This window comes from Aquimarina sp. I32.4, from assembly GCF_002924285.1.
GTDB lineage: Bacteria > Bacteroidota > Bacteroidia > Flavobacteriales > Flavobacteriaceae > Aquimarina.
Genome location: NZ_PGUB01000013.1, coordinates 11,110 through 29,038, shown reverse-complemented (window position 1 = coordinate 29,038; position 17,929 = coordinate 11,110). Strand labels below are relative to the sequence as shown.

Here is a 17,929-nt window from a genome sequence, read left to right as displayed (position 1 = left end):
CAATTTTATGTCTTCAAAACGTATTGCCCCTTCTGTATTAGCAGCTGATTTTGCTAATTTACAGCGCGATGTAGAAATGATTAACAAAAGTGAGGCTGATTGGTTTCATATTGATATTATGGACGGTGTATTTGTTCCTAATATTTCTTTTGGAATGCCTGTATTAAGAGATATCGCAAAACATGCAACCAAAACAATTGATGTGCATCTTATGATTGTAGAACCAGATCGATACATCAAAACTTTTGCTGATTTAGGTAGTAATATCCTTACTGTACATTATGAAGCTTGTACGCATCTGCATAGGACACTACAGGCGATCAAAGCAGAAGGAATGAAAGCTGGTGTAGCAATCAACCCACACACAAACGTAAGCTTACTAGAAGATGTCATTAATGACATTGATTTGGTATGTATTATGAGTGTAAACCCAGGGTTTGGAGGTCAATCATTTATTGAGAACACTTATAAAAAGATAAAGCAGTTACGTGAAATCATCACTCAAAATAAAGCAAATACTTTAATTGAAATTGACGGTGGAGTAACCAACAAAAATGCAAAACAACTAATCGATGCTGGTGCAGATGTATTGGTTGCAGGAAGTTTTGTTTTCAAGAGTGAGAATCCTACTCATACTATAAAAGAATTAAAGGAGCTCATTAATCCTTAAGAAATAGAATCTCTTTTTTATAAAACACATATAGAACACCAAAAACTAAGAAAGCTCCTAGTTTTTGGTGTTTTTTTATTCTATTGAAGGAAGTTTAAATCAGAAATAGTATAATAATTTTTCTTTACCCTACTCTTTTTATAAGATAGAGCTTCAATACTCTCAAAAAACTTTAGTTTTACATAAAATTATAAACCTTTGTATTTTTTTATGATGAAACACATAGATCTGATTATAGTAGGTGGCGGACCAATAGGGATTGCCTGCGGCCTAGAAGCTAAGAAAAAAGGGGTCAACTATTGTATTATTGAAAAAGGTACCATCACTAATTCTTTATATAACTACCCGCTTAACATGCAGTTTTTTTCATCTTCGGAAAAACTTGAGATTGATGACATCCCATTTATTAGTAATGAGGCTAAGCCAAAACGAAATGAGGCTCTAGAGTATTATCGTAGAATTGTAACTTCTAATGATTTAAACATTAATTTATTTGAAAAAGTTGTTACGGTACATAAAGAAGGGGGTATTTTTCACCTTACTACTGATAAAGGCCATTATACATCTTCATATATAATTATTGCAACAGGATTTTATGACCTGCCAAATACGATAGATATACCTGGAGAAGATTTGCCGAAAGTTTCTCATTATTATAAAGATCCTCATTTTTTTGCCAAGCAAAAACTGGCAGTTATTGGTGCTAGTAATTCTGCTGTTGATGCTGCCTTAGAATGCTATAGAAAAGGAGCTGATGTAACAATGCTTATTCGTGGACCTGAAATAGGTAAACGTGTAAAATATTGGGTAAGACCAGATATCATGAACCGTATTGAAGAAGGTAGCATCAAGGTTTTTTACAATGTTACTATTAATAAAATACTACCTAAGACAATTGAGATATGTAATCCCGATGGCGAATTTAGTATTCAAAATGATTTTGTTCTAGCACTTACTGGTTATAAGCCAAATTTTGAGTTTCTAAAAAAAATAGGTATTCAATTATCTGACGATCAAAAGTTATATCCTCAATATAATAACGAAACAATGGAAACTAATATCAAGAATCTCTATTTGGCTGGTGTAATCTGTGGAGGTATGGACACCCATATTTGGTTTATCGAAAACTCTAGAGTTCACGCTAAAACAATTCTAAATTCTATATCTAAAAAAAATGATGTAACTTTTTTAAGGATTTAAAAAAGTTACATCATCTCAAAATAAGAGCTAAAAATTTTTAGCTCTTATTCTTATACGTTGTCTATCTAGTGTTCTATTCTCTAGATAGAATACTTAATATATACCAGAATAATAACATTAATGAGGCAAACAACCCTAAGGATGCTCCTACATATTGATCTTCAGAATATTTATGCACCATATTAGAAGTTTGGTATAAAATTGATCCTGATGCCAATACTACCATACCTACACTAAACCATAGTCCAAGGTTAAATCCAAATAACCACCCCGCTACAATAAGTCCTAATGCTATAAAAAAACCAATGGTTAATATAGATCGTAAGAAAGAAAAATCTTTTTTGGTAATCAACACTATAGCAGAAAGGCCTGTAAACAAAGACAGTGTCAAAATTGCTGCTTGATACAAAATATTTGCCCCTCCATCTTGTGCTATCATCATAGCAATTCCTATAAGTGGAATAAATATAAAAGCTTCTGCTACTACATATAATAATAGTCCCAAATATTGCTGATTGATATTATGGTTTTTATGTGCCATTTTTTCTGCATAATTAGTGGCTAACATAAATCCTCCTAACATCACCATCCATCTCCATCCTTGAGTCATAGAAAATGCAAAATTCACAATAGGCTCTATTTGAAAAAATACCCATTCTACAATTACAAAAAGCAATACTGCCATTGCAAGATGCGTATATGTTTTTTTATAAAAAGCAACCCTTTTATCGTCTGTTAATGAACTAACGGGTGCTATTTGTTGAAATTCTTCCATGTATCTAAATTATAATGATTAAGTGGTATAAATATAATTCTTTCTTGATAACAGCCTTCTATTTACCTTCAAAATATCTAAAATTTAGCATTTGTACTACATAATAATATATTTGCGGAAACTGTTCCTTTAACTGATGGGGTGATTCCATAAAGACTTCCACCAATACAGCTATAAATTCGAATTTATCTGTATATGCATATGCTCTTAGTAGTTTAGAGTCTACTATTTTTTTGCGTATTTCTTGATCTCCGAGGTATTGTTCTAGTAATAAAAAAGTATCATAGAAGATTTCACTACTTATATTACTATTTCTAGTAGAATTATAGTGAATTGCATGAGTAAACTCGTGCACTCCTAAATTTTTTCCTTTATCCTGATGTAAATTTCCTTTTTGAAAATGTTTCCATGACAAAGCTAGCGCTTTGAATCTAGGACTAAATTCTCCTAGATTTTCGGTTTTATTCAAGATTGAATAAAATGATGTTGGATACAATACAATAGTATTTAGATACTCTAACAAGTAATGACGCATCCCAAAAGTAAGCTGTGTAATCATTATCACTATCTGCATACGCATAAAATCATCTACAACAAGCCCTTCTCTACCTACAAATTTTGTAGTTTCCAGAAACTTAACAGTTCGATGTATAAAATATCGCTTTCTCTTTTTATCGAGAGCCTTATAAAAATCATTTTCGTTGAGAAATGCTTGTAAATGGGTTGGTAATTTTTTGAGAGTAGGATAAAAGTGAATATAATAAGGACGTTTCTTATATTTTACATAAACTGACTCCAAATATCGTATCACATAATAAAAACATATGCCAATAACTCCCATAGTAACAATAACTCCAATTATATTTTGAAGCAACGTATTTGGAGGGTTTTCTTCAAATAGTAAAGCTATTATATAATAATTCAAGAAAGTAATATAGATTTTAGGACTCCCTTAAAAATAGTGTTTTAGAAATAAAAAAGGTATTAAAATATCTTTTTAACATTCTTATACTCCTCATTTCTAATCCTTACAAACTCTATAAACATCTAATAATTCTATCTATATCACCCCAAAAAACCATTAATCAAGGCATATATTCTTATCATAATTTTAACTATTCATATAAGAGTTGGGAATGAAATTTGATAATTATTTACTCCTATAGTCAGTGTTTAATTTAAAAACAGCAACCAAATACGTACAAAATTACCTATCACATGTTTTTATTTAAGAGAACTCCCCCAAGCTCATTAATTGACATTGACAACTTGTATCAAGATGTTATATCAAAACTCCCTATCTCAAATCGAATTAAATATTGTGAATCTTTGATTTATCGTACTACAGAGGACATTTCTACTTGTAATTGCAGGTTACAAAAAAGAACACTTAAAAAACTTTTGAATGCCTCTAAATTCGAATTAAAAAAACTTAGTTCTGCTTAGGAGTTACTTTTTTCATGTGTTTATTTTATGGATAGACGATCAATCATTATTTCTTTTTATATCCATCTAAATTGGTAATTCCCCAATTGTCTATTTCTTCATCGCCCCATAACTCAGGAAAAAATATACGTTTCTGATATTTTGGATGCATATATTTATGCCAGTCACTACCTCCTGTTGCTTTTGCATTTACCTTACCATGATCCAGATATTTGGCTGCCGCATCATAATGATGCATGACCCAATTAATATTTACTGTATGGTCATAATGCCTCATAGCATTGATTAATTCTTTATTTTTTTGATCTTCTTTGGGTAACTGTTTAAATTTTGTCCATAAATTAATTGTATTGTATTCTTTCATCCATTGGATCAATTCTTTTTTATATTTTGCTTCAAAATTGATCATTAATTTATTTTTCTTTCCTGTTTTATGATCTACTCCTGCTACTTGCCAATACATGTTTTTGTAGGCAAACTCATAGGGTTTACTTCTATCTATTGTTTTTCTATATCTATAGTCTATTAGATTAATCAATTCTGTAGAGGCTATTTCTATTTTGCGATACTGAGCAGACTGAAAACCACTTGCTGGGGTAAGTGTATCTCTAAACTTCATATATTGATCAACCTCCATACCTTCTGCCATTATATCAAATGAATTCGAAAGCATATCAAAGTATCTACTTATTCGCATGAGGTGCATTTCAAATTTTTTGACCTCTATATCTTCACAATAAGAAACCTGATCGATCTCCCAAAGGATCATTTTAAACAATAATTCGTTAATTTGATGATACATAATAAACACCATTTCATCTGGCAGCTGGGTTCTCTGGATTTGCAATCCTAATAAAGCATCTACTTGTATAAAATCCCAATATGTAATAGGTTCGGCATGTAATAATCCTGATAAATGCACATCAGGGTCTTGCCCCATTGCTTTATATTTTTTATCTATTGCTTCTAGTAGTTCTTGTCTGTTCATAATACGGTGTAATCAATTAAATAAGAAGTGTGTTTTTTGAAATTTTATTGCTACTCACCTGCAGAGGCTCTACATCTTATGGAACTCATTTTGACTTTTTGTATATGTTTTGATACTCTATAGATAGAAAATACCATTATGCATGAAAAAAGCAGCTACAATCCAATTGAAACTATTATGAAAAAGGAGATTTTATATTAATATATTCTGAAACTCTATGTACCCAACAAATAGAGTGTTTTGTATTACTTTTTTTGATCCTGCTCATCTTGTTTTGTTCTTTATTACATCCACAAGGTTGTTATAATTGCTTTATTACTATAAACACACAATTACTTATAAATTACTAACAAAGATAAAAAAAAGGGAATTAACATTCCAGCTTTTAAGATTCTATTATACTAAACCACGATACATTTTATAGAGATAGGATTACATCATCTTAAGGTTTTTATTTTTCTCTATCGATACTCTGAAGAATATAACTTATTAGCACCGACATCGCTTGTTTCCCTTCCTTTATTACGGGCAATAATGGCCAGATATGCGGCATTCTGTCTCCAACAATAACTGTTACATCAATGTTATTGTCATTCATTAATTGTACTGCTCTTTCCTGATCTGGTTTTGTAATATCATTTTCTGCAATAAATAATAAGGTTTTAGGAAACCCCTTAAAACCTCCATTGATAGGAGATAGTCTAGCATCACTTAAATCATTATCAAATGCACACATTTTTTTTGCACTTAGTACTCCTTTTTTTGATAACATTGGATCGTCTTTATCTAGATCATCTATTGCTGGATTAGACATAGTTGAATCCATAACTGGCGATATCAAGATCAATCCTATAGGAATAGGCATTCCTTTGATCACCATCCTTTGAACAAGATTTGTAACCAAAGTTCCTCCTGCCGAATCGCCCAATAGTATAATTTTATTTTTATCAAATTCATCTAGAGCTTTTGAGTAGACTGCATCTATATTTTTAGAGATAACATCTATTTTATTTTCGGGTGCTTTGGGGTAATCAATCATCCATACACTACAAGAGGTTTTTGAAATGATTTGTTTTATTGAATCCCAATGATGCTTACTAGGTCCAGAAACAAAAGCGCCTCCATGACAAAATAAAAGTAAAAAACCATTGGGTTGAGCTGGTTTAACTTCTGTCAATAATGTGTCTAGAATACTAAACTTCTTAGACTGTAATCTTCCTAATTTAGGATTACAAACATCTTCTCTTCGTAGTTTTGCATAATCAATAGGGTCTTTACTGAACTCTTTTTTAATCCCTTTTAATCTAATCACAAAAAGGGCTATATAATATGTAATGCTTTTCATCTATCTATAATTTATTGTTCATCACTCCATATCACAGATGATATTTTCCATTCTTCATTTGTTTTAATAAACTGAATAGATTTCATTCCTTTAGATTCAAAATCTACTCCCTTTAGCTTACCCGATTTTTTATAGAGACAAAATCTTTGGGCTATATTGCTATATATTGCTGTCTCATGTGTGATCTCATTTTCTATAAAATCAGTCAATGTTCCATCATTTAATATTTTTTCTCTTGGCATAATAAACTCTTGTATTGTATAGATTTCTGGAACGGCTGTAGTAGTATTTATTATAGTTCCTTTCTCTATAAATAGCGAAACTATGTTACTTACGTCAGGCTTTCTGCCATTTGTATTGGTAAATATATCAAAAAAGCTATGTGTTAGTTTATCAATTTCATTTTTGTCTTTATTTTTTTCTTGTGGAGAAAAGACAAGAACACTACTATATTCTGACAACTGTAATGTTTTATCAACTAGTAATCCGAGTTTGTTTAATAACTTAATAGAAGCAATATTATTGACATCTGTTATACCTATAATTTTATCCAAACCTATTACATGTTTTGTATAATTTATTGTAGCATTGGCTATTTCAAACCCATATCCTTGTTTCATATAATCTGGTAGCATCGCAAAACCTATATCTACATGTTCTAATGAATCTCTATTTATCAAACCACACATACCTATAGGGCTGTAATCTTGTTTTGATTGCACCATCCATAAGCCGTAACCATTTTCTCGGTAACTTTTTAAAAGAGTATTTTTTATATATGCTTTGGCATCTTCATCGGTTTTTACATTTTTATCTCCGATATACTTCAGCCATAAAGGTGTATTTACCAACTCTAGAATAAATTGATAATCTGACAAATCAAATTCTCTAAGAATAAGTCGCTCTGTTTCTAATATTTTATTCTGCATCGCAATTTTATAAATGAGGTTATTAAGAAATTTTAGTAGCTATAAAGATTGATTTTATTTTTAGCATCTCTACTCAATCGTATATTTTACATATCATTTGTTTTTTTTTAATATTCTTTGCAACTGCCTAGCAGAGGTAAAACCACACTCTGAAGCAATAAAGTCAATGGTGTATTCTGGGTTATTTTTAAGTGTCTTTGCTTTCTCTATTCGCAACTTAGTTAGATATTCGATAATCGTTATTCCTGTTTCTTTTTTAAAAACCCTACTTAAACTTCTAGAGCTTATGCTTACATTTTCTGCAAGTTTTTCTATAGTAATTTTACTAGCAATATTTGCTATCATATAATCCTGTACTTGATGTATTTTTGGATTTATGTGATTTCTATAATCAAGATAAATACTATGTTGCGTATGTTTTGAACTACGGCGATGATAGATTACTAATCCTCTAGCTACTTTATTCACAAAAAGAGGACCTTTTAACTCTTCTAATATTGACAAAGCCAAATCTATACCAGCACTAATACCAGCACTCGTATAAATAGTACCGCTTTTTACAAATAATACATCTGTCACTACTCTTGCTTTTGGAAATAGTTCTTTTAATAAATCTATCCTTCGCCAATAGGTAGTACACTCTCTATTATCTAATAACCCTGCTTCTCCCAGAATGAATGCTGCATTAGACATCGCACAGATATGTATCTCTTTTTTCGCATATTCTTGTAACCATATAAGAAATTCTTCTTCTCTTTCTTCTTGCCTTTGCAGGTTTTCAAAATGAACTCCAGGAATAAATATAAAATCTCCTTTTTGGGGCAATGCTTGCTTGTACTCCTTTATTTCTCCTATTGGAAGTCCTGCAGAACTTATCAGTTTTTTATGTAATGCATAAAACTCTATCAATATATCAAAGCCGTAGAACTTTGCTTCTGTAAACACTTGTAAAGGGCCTGCCAGATCCAATAATTCTAATGAGGGTGGGATAATAAAAATGATTTTCTTCATTACATGTAAAGTTACTATAGTTTTTATATGTAAAAAAGGACGATGATGCGACATATACAGACAAAAAAAAGTCCACTATTATGTAGTACTACATAATAGTGGACTTTTTTTAAATTCCCCAGAAAGCGTCTTCAAAAGACACTCTCCGAGAAAAAATCAACAATTATTATAAATAAGTATATATTTATAACGAAATAGTATTTTCTACATACTACTTTTATTTTAATGCTTTTAATTGTTCTACCAACTTTGTAGAATCATCGATCACCTCAATCCCTTTACTCAGTACTTTCTTTGCTTGGGTTTTATTTTCATTTTTCATATAGGCTTTTGCCAATGACAAATATGTATTTTTACTTTTGGGATATAGCTCTGTATTCTTCTTTAAGAATTTGATTGCATTTTCTGGTAATTTTCTTTTAAAACAATATCCAGCAATCCAATCTATAAGCGCTTCTGATGGGTGAATTGTAGTTCCCATTTTTTTTGACATCTCCTCATATTGTATAAATAACACATCTGGGTTTGCGGCAACTACTTTTACCTGAGCTTGATATCCCTCATAAATAAACTGTAACCCTTGATATTCTGCTGGCAGTGATATGGTGCCATGATCTTCATTTTTATAAAAATCATATCCCCAACGTAGTTTTGATACTGTATTATTTTTTAATACTTCATGAAACTGAGTTATTAACTGCAGGTGTTCATCAATATCTTTTTGATATGTTTTAGTAAATTTGTTGGTTGCCTTCTGTTTGTTATCAGCTCTAGCCAGATACAAGGTTTTTCCTTTAAAATGGCTACTCTTTAATTTTTCTTTAGCTTTCTTTAAAATATAAGCATCATCCCACCAAATACTTGGGTCTATTGCCATATATGCATTAAAAAGGTCTCTTTTTTCTAATAGTGCATTCAATACTGTAATTCCTCCAAACGAATGCCCTATCAATGTACGGTATTCATTCGTTCTATATTTTTTTTGAATTTCAGGAATCAGTTCTTTTTCTAAAAAGGATAAAAATTTTAGGTTTCCTCCACTTGTAGGAAAGCTACGCATGCTCTTATCTTTATTGATAACCTGAGTTGGTGTCAGATCTCTTGCTCTATCAGTATTGAGCACTCCTACCATAATCATCTGTGGTAAGGAAGCATATGGCCCTTTACTTAAAAAATCATGAATACCTGTCAACGAATGAAAATGTCTGTCTCCATCTAAAAAATAAGCTACAGGATATTGCTCTGGAGCGTAAATAGTATCGCTATAATTCGGCGGAAGATACACCCAGTACTCTCTTTCTTCGTTTAGGGTTTTTGAAAATAATGTATGCTTTTCTCCTATTTCTATTTTGTCCTGACTAAATACTTGTACGCCATAAAAGCATATAACAAGTACATATAAAGTTTTGTGTAAGAATTTCATCTCGGTATTTTTTTTAGAAAGAGTATAATAAGTAAGTGCATGTAGTAATATCCCACAAAAAAATGTATTAAAAATCAAAAAAACTATAGTATGTCAATCTAAACTTGTCGTAATAAACTCTGTTCTTACGACAAGTCAGACTTGACAATGTGAATTACTCATAGAAAACCTTGGTTTGCTTACATGCGCTTCTTGATTACAATTCTACTTAAAACTTGTAGATAAAGCTTGCAATGACAGTATTCTCTCTTTGTGGCTGTAGGTATGTTCCCATATTTGCCCAATACTTCTCATTGGTTATATTATTGAATTTCAATCCAACTCTAAAATCTTTATGATCATAAAACAAAGCACTATTAAGTACAGTATAGCTTGGTACTGTAAAAGTGTTTGCATCACTTAGGAACGACTCATCTGTATAATTAGCTCCAAAACCAAAACCAAGTCCTTTTAATACACTTTTTGGTAATTTATAGCTTGTCCAAAAATTTAATGTGTTTTCTGGTGCAGCAAATGGGGTATTACCAACTATAGATTCATCTCCTTCTAGGTACTCACTTTTATTATTTGCATATCCTGCAACAATATTCCAGCCTTTTATTGGGTTTGCTATAATTTCTAATTCAAAACCTTTACTTCCTCTTTCTCCATCTTGTATTCTATACCGCTCAACTCCTCTTACCCATCTTACTGCATCACGCACAGTAATATTGTAGTAACTAAATGTTGCGCTTAACTTATTATCAAACAGTTCTGCTTTAATACCTCCTTCTATCTGAATAGCATGCTCAGGATTAAATCGTACTGTTCTATCTGATAATATATCTGGAGAAACATTGCTAAATCCATCCATATAATTACCAAAAACAGATAATTTATCTTCTACAATTTGATACACTGCTCCAAACTTTGGAGAAAAAGTTGTTTGATCAAAATCTCCTTCTTTATCATTAAAATGATCTACTCTCAAACTGGCCATTACAGAAAGTTTTTTTGTTAGCTCTGCAACATTAGAAACATAAGCTCCAACACTTGATTGATCTCTTTGTCCTACACTAAATGCTTCTGTTTCTCCTAGAATAAGATCATATCTTTTTCTATTGAAATCTGCCTGTGGATTAGCATATCCTATTGTATCATATACAAACTGAGTTCTTCTAAAAGGGGTTCTTAAGTGGTAATAATCTGCTCCGATTAATATTTTGTTTTTCACAGAACCTACATCAAATTTCCCAGTAATATTTTGCTGTACTTGTGTAGTATAAAACTGAGCTTCTAAATTCATGATACGTCTTTCTGCATCATTCTTATTTAGAAAATCTAAAAACAAATAATTAGCATTGTTATCTACATTAGATGTAGACACTACTGTTTGCGATGTCCAGTTTTCTGAAATTTTATATTTTGCTTCTGCAAAAATGTTGAATGATTCAGAAGTACTACTTAAATAATCACTACCATATGAATATTCAAAATTGTAGTTTAAATCATCTGTATTGTTTACACCTGCTCTACCTACATTAAAATAAGTACTTGGCGCATCATTTTTATAAAATTCTGCTTCTACATTAAGTTCTAATCTTTCATTAGGTCTATAAGTAAGTGTTGGAGCTATAAATAAGTTTCTGATCAGTCCATAATCCTGAAAATTATGTTCGTTATGCTTAGATGCATTTACTCTAAAAAGTACGGTCTTTTCTTCATTCAACGGTGTGTTTAAATCTGCAGCAATTCTAGACAGGTTATTACTTCCTGTTGAGTATTCTACTGATCCTCCAAAATTTGCATATGCTTTTTTGGTTACACGGTTTACTACTCCTCCATAAGAAGATACCATATTTGTACCAAATAAGGTTCCTGAAGGCCCTTTGATAACTTCAATACGCTCTAAGTTTGCAGGATCTGTTCCTGTTCTAAATGCAGTACCTACACCATTTCTCATAGCTATATCTGCACTAAAACCTCTCATTATAAAATTAAGTCCTACTCCTCCAGAACCAATACCTTGCATTACATTATTGATCCCTGGTGCATTTTGTATCGCTCCCTGTATATCATTTACCTGTAATTCTTGTAATAAACCTTTTGTGATTACTGAATATACCTGTGGGTTTTCTATATTTTTCAAAGGTAATCTTGCTACATATGGTGTTTCTTTTCTATCAAATTTATTTTCTTTCTTAACATTCAAAACAACTTCTCCCAATGCTTGACTACTCGCCTGTAAAAAAACATCATTCATTATAGTTACACCCGATGCTACATTTACAGTAACACTCTTTTTACTTAATCCTACAACAGAAAACACAATAGTCTGTTCCCCTTGAGGAATGTTTTTTATGTTGTATTCTCCATTGGTGTCAGACACACCTCCTAATTTTGTATTTTCTATAAAGATATTAACCCCTGATGCTGGTTTGCTATCATTGGTATACACTTTTCCTTCTATAACTCCTGTATCCTGACCAAATACTGCACTCGTACAACAAAAGACCACCACCAGAGTAAAAAAATTAAGTAGATTAAAATTCGTAATCTTCATATTTCACCTATTTAGATTAATTATAAATTGTTATTTTTGGCAAAAGTAACCTCAAAGGTTTTCTACCGATTAACGCAAAAAGGTTTTTGTACAACGCAAAAAGAAAAAAAAGTGAAAACAATACTCAAAAGTGCAATGTTTGAAAATAACGTTTTTATTAAAAAATTTAATAAAGATTTTAAGGTAGAGGTATATTCTGAAAATAGCATTGAGGTAGACAATTGTTATGAAAAAGGAATGCTTACCGAAATTAATTTTGACGGTATCAGAATGATCATGAGGGATATCGAAACTAAGCACCATACTATTGGTGTGTTTCATGACTTTCCTTTTTTTAAATTACAATTTGAAATTGAAGGCTCTAGTTTATACACTCCTACAGATCCTCAAGAAAAAGAAGTTTATATACCAAAAGGGCATTATAATTTGTTTTATATTCCTAAAGTAGAAGGAACATTAACCTATGAGGCAGATAGTAGAAAAACAGTAGAAATATTGTTTACAGAGCAATACCTAAAAAGATTAATCGGCAATGATTTTAAAGAATCTCTTACTCTCTTTGGAAACGCTATTGAAAATAAACAATCGTTTAAGATGTGGCCAAAAAGTAAACCTATTTCTTCAGAGTTATATAAGTGTATTCATGAAATTACAAATTGCAACTATAAGAAAAGTATAAAAAAGCCTTTTTTAGTAACTAAAGTAAATGAATTGTTACTTGTCTTACTCGCTAAAACAGATGAAACAACACAAGAGAACAAACAGTTATCTGTGAATGACTACATAAGAATTCTTGAAATAGAAAATTACATAAAAAAGAATCTAAAAAAGCCTTTAACCATAAACAAACTAGCCACTGGGTTTGGCATCAATACTTCAAAGTTAAAACATGATTTTAAGGTTGTATTTCCTACTACTATTTTTAAGCATATTACTGCTTTAAGGATGGAAGAGGCCAAAAACATGCTACAATATAAAGGGTTTTCTGTTTCTGAAGCTTCATACGAGGTAGGCTATAAAAACCCACAACATTTTACCGTAGCTTTCAAAAAAGTATACGGAATCCTGCCTAGCTTATTGATGTCTAATTCTATATAAGTATTTTTTAAGTATACTCAAAGATCAAATTTTCTTTGTTAGCACATGTTGTTCTCCCTTTATACCAATGATTACTTTATTATCGTCTATATATCCTGATTTGAGATAGGTATAATATGCATTTTTGTTTTTAAAATTAACTGACAATACTATCTCATTAATTTGAGGAATCTGATCTTTGATAAACTGCGTTGTCAATTGCATTGCATACTTCCCTATTCCTTTACCTTGATATTTTGGGTTTATTGATAACGAACGAATTAATATTGATTTTGGATTATCGGTTAGTTTGTATTTATCATTTCCTTGATCAAAAACAAAAAAACCAACTGGTAATTCCTCAAAAACAATTACTACCAATGTTTTCTCTGGGTTTTCCAAATCTTTCCTCTCATATAAACAATACTCTAAACTTGCTGTAAAATCAGATTGTTTTTTATCTAGACGGTATGAATTGAGAGCTTCAAAAAAAAGAGGAGTATATTCTTTTAATTCTACATTCATAAAAACAATAATCTTATTTATTTTTTTACTCTTATCAAAGATATCAAAAAAACACCTTCATTTATTCACAAAATAAATACCTTGTATCTGTATATAAATACACATTTAACCTTGCTTCTGCATTAATTATGTTTTTTTTAACATGCTTTATAGTAAATTTTAATGCAAATTTGTTGCGTTAAAACTCATAAAGTGATTTCTACAGAAAATTTACAATTCTCATATCCTAATGGTGGCGTTCAGTTACGTTTTCCAGATATATCTCTTGACAAAGGAGAGGAGCTTTTGATTTTGGGTAAATCGGGTATCGGTAAAACTACATTACTTCATCTATTGGCAGGGTTATTACAGCCTAGTACAGGAATCATAAAAATTAATGGCACCACTACGCAATCACTTAGCAATCGTAAAATGGATCAATTTCGGGGAGAAAACATTGGTATTGTTTTTCAGAGAATGCATACTATCCCCTCATTAACTGTAATAGAAACCTTAAAACTCAGGCTGTATTTAGCAAAAAAAAAGAAACCGTATACTCATTTAGATACGATCCTGAAACAACTTAATCTCAGTACTCACAAAAATCATCGGGTAACAGAGTTAAGTACTGGTCAATTACAACGATTAGGTATCGCCTGTGCTGTTATTCATTCTCCTTCATTAATTCTTGCTGATGAACCTACTTCTAGCTTAGATGATGATCACTGTAATCAATCTATAGAATTGTTGAAGTCACAAGCCAAACAATCACAAAGTAACTTGATTATTATTACTCATGATACTCGTATAACTGCTGCTTTTGATACCATTATAACGTTATGAATATTTTTCTTCTAGCCATCAAGAACAGCACATCCAAAATGCTGTCAACATCTTTAAGCTGTATTCTTCTTGCCCTGAGTATAGGGCTATTGCTTTTTATTAGCCAAATTAATAAGGCACTTGATCATCAATTACAAAATAACTTTGCAGGAATCGATATGGTAGTAGGTGCCAAAGGGAGTCCTTTGCAACTCGTACTTTCTTCTGTTTTTCATATTGATAATCCTACAGGAAATATCACCTATGATGAGTATACTAAATTAAAAAAACATCCTTGGACAAAAGAGGTGGTGCCTATATCTCTGGGGGATAATTATAATGGATACCGAATTATAGGTACTACAGCAAATTTTGCTTCTCTCTATAAAACTACGCTCGAAAAAGGTAAAAATGCTACAAATCCTATGGAAGTAGTTCTGGGGAGTCAGGTTGCAGAACAATCAAAGCTTACATTGGGTGATAAAATTCATGGTACACATGGGCTTCTGGCAAATCAAGAAGGAGGTAAACATGAGGAGCATATGATGATTGTGGTAGGGATATATCAATCTACGGGAAAAGTAATTGATCGACTTATCACAACACCACTAGAAACCATATGGATGCTACACCATGAGGATACCGAGGATGGGCATACTGATCATGAAGAACAACATCATGATCCACATAAAGAAGAACACCACTCACATGAAGAGGAACATCATAATCTACATGAAGAGGAACACCACTCACATGAAGGTGAAACTCATATTAAGGAGGTTACCGCTTTACTTGTATCGTTTAGAAATCCAAGAGCTCTATTGATGTTACCCAGACATATAAACGATACTACAGGAACCATGGCTGCCTTACCTAAGTTTGAAATGGATAAACTTACCCAAACTACTGGAATTGGTACTCAAACTATTCAATGGATTGCTTATATCATATTAGGTATTTCTGTATTGAGTATTTTTATACACCTTTATAAAACTATCAAAGAGCGTTCTTATGAATTGGCATTAATGCGTACTTATGGTGCTTCTAGATGGCAATTGGTACAATTAGTTGGCTACGAGGGGATATTAATTACTACTCTGGGGCTTCTGTTAGGAATTCTTTGTTCACAAATTGGTCTCTCTATCATGTTTACTGTTATAGAAAATCAGTATAAACAATCTATAACTACCATACATCTATATATAGATATTATTCAGGTTTCTCTGATACTCGCACTAGTCATATCAATCGTTATCCTATTTGCTATGTACCCTATTACAAAAATGGATATATCAAAAATTTTAAGTCATGAGAATTAAACATTTTATTATTGTAATATCAATATTTCTGGTATCTTCTCAATCGATGATCTGCCAAGAAAAAATAACATGGGATCACCTCGCAAAAGTTACTTTTACCGAAAAATACTTTCCTGCATGGGATACCTATTTTTTATATCCACATTATAAAGAGTCTGTAAAGCAATTGGAAGGAAAAAAAATAACCATCTCTGGGTATTTTCTGGATGTTGACCCCGAAGGAAAATTGTTTTTAATTTCTAAAAACCCAATGGCTTCTTGCTTTTTTTGTGGGGGTGCTGGTCCCGAAACAGCAATGGAAGTGCAGTTTAAAAAGATGCAAAAATTTAAAACCGATGATGTCGTTACATTTACAGGGATTCTCAAATTAAACCCAGATGATCCAGAGCATTTTAATTACATATTGACAGAAGCGGTAGGGCGTTTTAAATAATGTTCTTGATAGTATTTTATATAGTTCGTATTGATATTCCTAAGATGACTCAGGTAGTATGAATTTGTACGTTAAAACAAAAACCAGCTACATCACTGTAACTGGTTCTTTGCTTTTATTGCTCGTATCGTTTACTCATACGCTGCACAGATTACAAATCTGCGCTATCATATCCGAGCTATCGGGTCACCACAAAAAATATTTCCGCACTATCATATCTTAGCCATCAGGTTTATAGATCTGTACTATCTTCTCTTAAGGTTTCTTTTTAGGGTCTTGCCAAGTATTAAATATAGAGTAAATAACTATTTTGTTTTTGATAATTTCGTAAACAATTAAATATGGGTACTTTTTAATCCAAACTTCTCTATATGGATTTTTTTTCACAGGATAATGTTTAGGATTCTTTTGTATTCTGCCCATATAAATATCTAAATGTGCAAAAAATTGTTCTCCTAAACCCATTTGTTGTTCTTCATAATAAAGGTAAGCTTTGATTATTTCTAAACGAGCCTCCTCTTTAATTTCTACTTCGTATTTCATTGAGAGACATCTCTAGCACTTTGTTTCACCTCTTCCCAAGTAAAAGATTTACTTTTCCCTTTCAAGTGACGCTCTCTTCGTTGATCTATTATTTTATATTGCTCTTCTGTTATCGTAAACTCATCTTCATGATAACTTTCCATAACAGCTTTTACTATTTTTAACAGGCGCTCATCTGCTGTATTTACATACTCTGATATAAGACTTCTTAACTCTACTGCTCCCATAATTCTCCTTTTATATTTATAACAAAGATAATGTTTAATATACATGTTTTTTTGCTTATGATGCAAGATGCTTATATTTTTGGGAACTCTGATATCCCCGATAGCGCGGATTTGTAATCCGTGCATGACAACTCAGAACATATCCAAAAGAACAACCTCTAATTCATAATCCAAATCTGCATAATTTCTTGCTGAACTAAAAACATAATCTTCTGGAGCAGATACAATCTTATCTTTTACTGGATTATTATGAATGTAGTTAATTTTTTGTTTTATAAACCTATTGGTATTTACAACTTCTGCATGATATCCATCCTGCCAAACTTTATATTCTTGCCTTCTTTTTAAATGCTTGCATGCATTACTAAAATAGTCAAGCATCCATTCTCTCCTACTTTCAGAGTGTTCTAGTATCGTTTTTATTATCTTTTTTGAGGTAAACTTTTTTAAATCTCTAATAATATCTGATAATATATAATTTTCTTCTGCTTTGCATAACATATGTATATGATTAGACATAATGCAATAAGCGTATACCTCTAAACCTTTGTGTTTTTGGCAATACTTTATACTATCAATGATAACATACTTTTGCCGTAATCTTGTAAAAACATCTAACCAACCAACCGTCGTTATTGTAATAAAATACCCTTTATCGGGCATTGTAGCTTTATA

18 protein-coding genes are annotated in these 17,929 nt (G+C 31.4%); 6 read left to right on the top strand and 12 right to left on the bottom strand.

From position 1 onward, the window contains the following. The first annotated feature begins 7 nt into the window (after positions 1-7). Positions 8-670 carry a ribulose-phosphate 3-epimerase gene (gene rpe, locus CVD18_RS04560; RefSeq protein WP_103864264.1) on the top strand — a complete coding sequence of 221 codons (663 nt, stop codon included), beginning with the start codon at positions 8-10 and terminating at the stop codon, positions 668-670. A 213-nt stretch (positions 671-883) separates the two neighbouring features. Continuing rightward, a complete protein-coding gene (locus CVD18_RS04555) occupies positions 884-1,870 on the top strand; it encodes a YpdA family putative bacillithiol disulfide reductase (protein WP_103864263.1) in 987 nt (328 codons plus the stop codon). A gap of 73 nt (positions 1,871-1,943) precedes the next feature. On the opposite strand, the gene CVD18_RS04550 is transcribed toward CVD18_RS04555, so the two are convergent. The 8 genes from CVD18_RS04550 to CVD18_RS04515 all read right to left on the bottom strand — a co-directional run bounded on the left by CVD18_RS04550 (position 1,944) and on the right by CVD18_RS04515 (position 12,329). Further along, positions 1,944-2,645, bottom strand: a complete 702-nt coding sequence (locus CVD18_RS04550) for a Bax inhibitor-1 family protein (protein WP_103864262.1) — start codon at positions 2,643-2,645, stop codon at positions 1,944-1,946. Between the two features lie 58 nt (positions 2,646-2,703). After that, on the bottom strand, positions 2,704-3,570 hold the full coding sequence (locus CVD18_RS04545; protein ID WP_103864261.1) for a zinc-dependent peptidase: 867 nt from the start codon (positions 3,568-3,570) through the stop codon (positions 2,704-2,706). Positions 3,571-4,137: 567 nt separating this feature from the next. Beyond that, a complete protein-coding gene (locus CVD18_RS04540) occupies positions 4,138-5,079 on the bottom strand; it encodes a tryptophan 2,3-dioxygenase family protein (protein ID WP_103864260.1) in 942 nt (313 codons plus the stop codon). A 451-nt stretch (positions 5,080-5,530) separates the two neighbouring features. Further along, complete coding sequence (locus CVD18_RS04535; protein WP_103864259.1) at positions 5,531-6,424, bottom strand: alpha/beta hydrolase fold domain-containing protein; 894 nt, start codon at positions 6,422-6,424, stop codon at positions 5,531-5,533. 11 nt (positions 6,425-6,435) lie between these two features. Continuing rightward, a complete protein-coding gene (locus CVD18_RS04530; RefSeq protein WP_103864258.1) occupies positions 6,436-7,353 on the bottom strand; it encodes a GNAT family N-acetyltransferase in 918 nt (305 codons plus the stop codon). 93 nt (positions 7,354-7,446) lie between these two features. After that, on the bottom strand, positions 7,447-8,364 hold the full coding sequence (locus CVD18_RS04525) for a GlxA family transcriptional regulator (RefSeq protein ID WP_103864257.1): 918 nt from the start codon (positions 8,362-8,364) through the stop codon (positions 7,447-7,449). Positions 8,365-8,581: 217 nt separating this feature from the next. Then, positions 8,582-9,787, bottom strand: coding sequence for an alpha/beta hydrolase-fold protein (locus CVD18_RS04520; RefSeq protein ID WP_146052702.1), 1,206 nt, complete (start codon positions 9,785-9,787; stop codon positions 8,582-8,584). 208 nt (positions 9,788-9,995) lie between these two features. Further along, positions 9,996-12,329, bottom strand: a complete 2,334-nt coding sequence (locus CVD18_RS04515) for a TonB-dependent receptor (protein WP_103864255.1) — start codon at positions 12,327-12,329, stop codon at positions 9,996-9,998. A gap of 111 nt (positions 12,330-12,440) precedes the next feature. Between CVD18_RS04515 and CVD18_RS04510 the strand changes: the two genes are divergently transcribed. After that, positions 12,441-13,427, top strand: a complete 987-nt coding sequence (locus tag CVD18_RS04510) for an AraC family transcriptional regulator (protein WP_146052701.1) — start codon at positions 12,441-12,443, stop codon at positions 13,425-13,427. A gap of 24 nt (positions 13,428-13,451) precedes the next feature. Here the strand turns inward: CVD18_RS04510 and CVD18_RS04505 are convergent, their stop codons facing one another. Further along, positions 13,452-13,931 (bottom strand): GNAT family N-acetyltransferase, encoded by a 480-nt coding sequence (locus CVD18_RS04505; protein ID WP_103864253.1) that lies wholly within the window; start codon positions 13,929-13,931, stop codon positions 13,452-13,454. Positions 13,932-14,123: 192 nt separating this feature from the next. On the opposite strand from CVD18_RS04505, the gene CVD18_RS04500 reads away from it, so the two are divergent. The 3 genes from CVD18_RS04500 to CVD18_RS04490 are packed head-to-tail and all read left to right on the top strand — an operon-like array spanning position 14,124 to position 16,484. Next, complete coding sequence (locus CVD18_RS04500) at positions 14,124-14,753, top strand: ABC transporter ATP-binding protein (RefSeq protein WP_233194469.1); 630 nt, start codon at positions 14,124-14,126, stop codon at positions 14,751-14,753. Further along, the gene (locus CVD18_RS04495) at positions 14,750-16,051 is read left to right on the top strand and encodes an ABC transporter permease (protein WP_103864251.1); all 1,302 of its coding nucleotides are present in this window, start codon (positions 14,750-14,752) and stop codon (positions 16,049-16,051) included. The genes CVD18_RS04500 and CVD18_RS04495 overlap by 4 nt, the downstream gene beginning before the upstream one ends. Further along, positions 16,041-16,484 (top strand): hypothetical protein, encoded by a 444-nt coding sequence (locus tag CVD18_RS04490; RefSeq protein ID WP_233194468.1) that lies wholly within the window; start codon positions 16,041-16,043, stop codon positions 16,482-16,484. The genes CVD18_RS04495 and CVD18_RS04490 overlap by 11 nt, the downstream gene beginning before the upstream one ends. A 255-nt stretch (positions 16,485-16,739) precedes the next feature. On the opposite strand, the gene CVD18_RS04485 is transcribed toward CVD18_RS04490, so the two are convergent. From CVD18_RS04485 to CVD18_RS04475, 3 genes are all read right to left on the bottom strand, one after another. Continuing rightward, positions 16,740-17,027 carry a type II toxin-antitoxin system RelE/ParE family toxin gene (locus tag CVD18_RS04485; protein WP_103864250.1) on the bottom strand — a complete coding sequence of 96 codons (288 nt, stop codon included), beginning with the start codon at positions 17,025-17,027 and terminating at the stop codon, positions 16,740-16,742. Then, on the bottom strand, positions 17,024-17,254 hold the full coding sequence (locus CVD18_RS04480) for an addiction module protein (protein ID WP_233194467.1): 231 nt from the start codon (positions 17,252-17,254) through the stop codon (positions 17,024-17,026). Before CVD18_RS04480 ends, CVD18_RS04485 begins: the two co-directional genes overlap by 4 nt. Positions 17,255-17,386: 132 nt before the next feature. Beyond that, on the bottom strand, positions 17,387-17,929 hold a 543-nt coding region (locus tag CVD18_RS04475; protein ID WP_233194466.1), incomplete at its 5' end, for a transposase.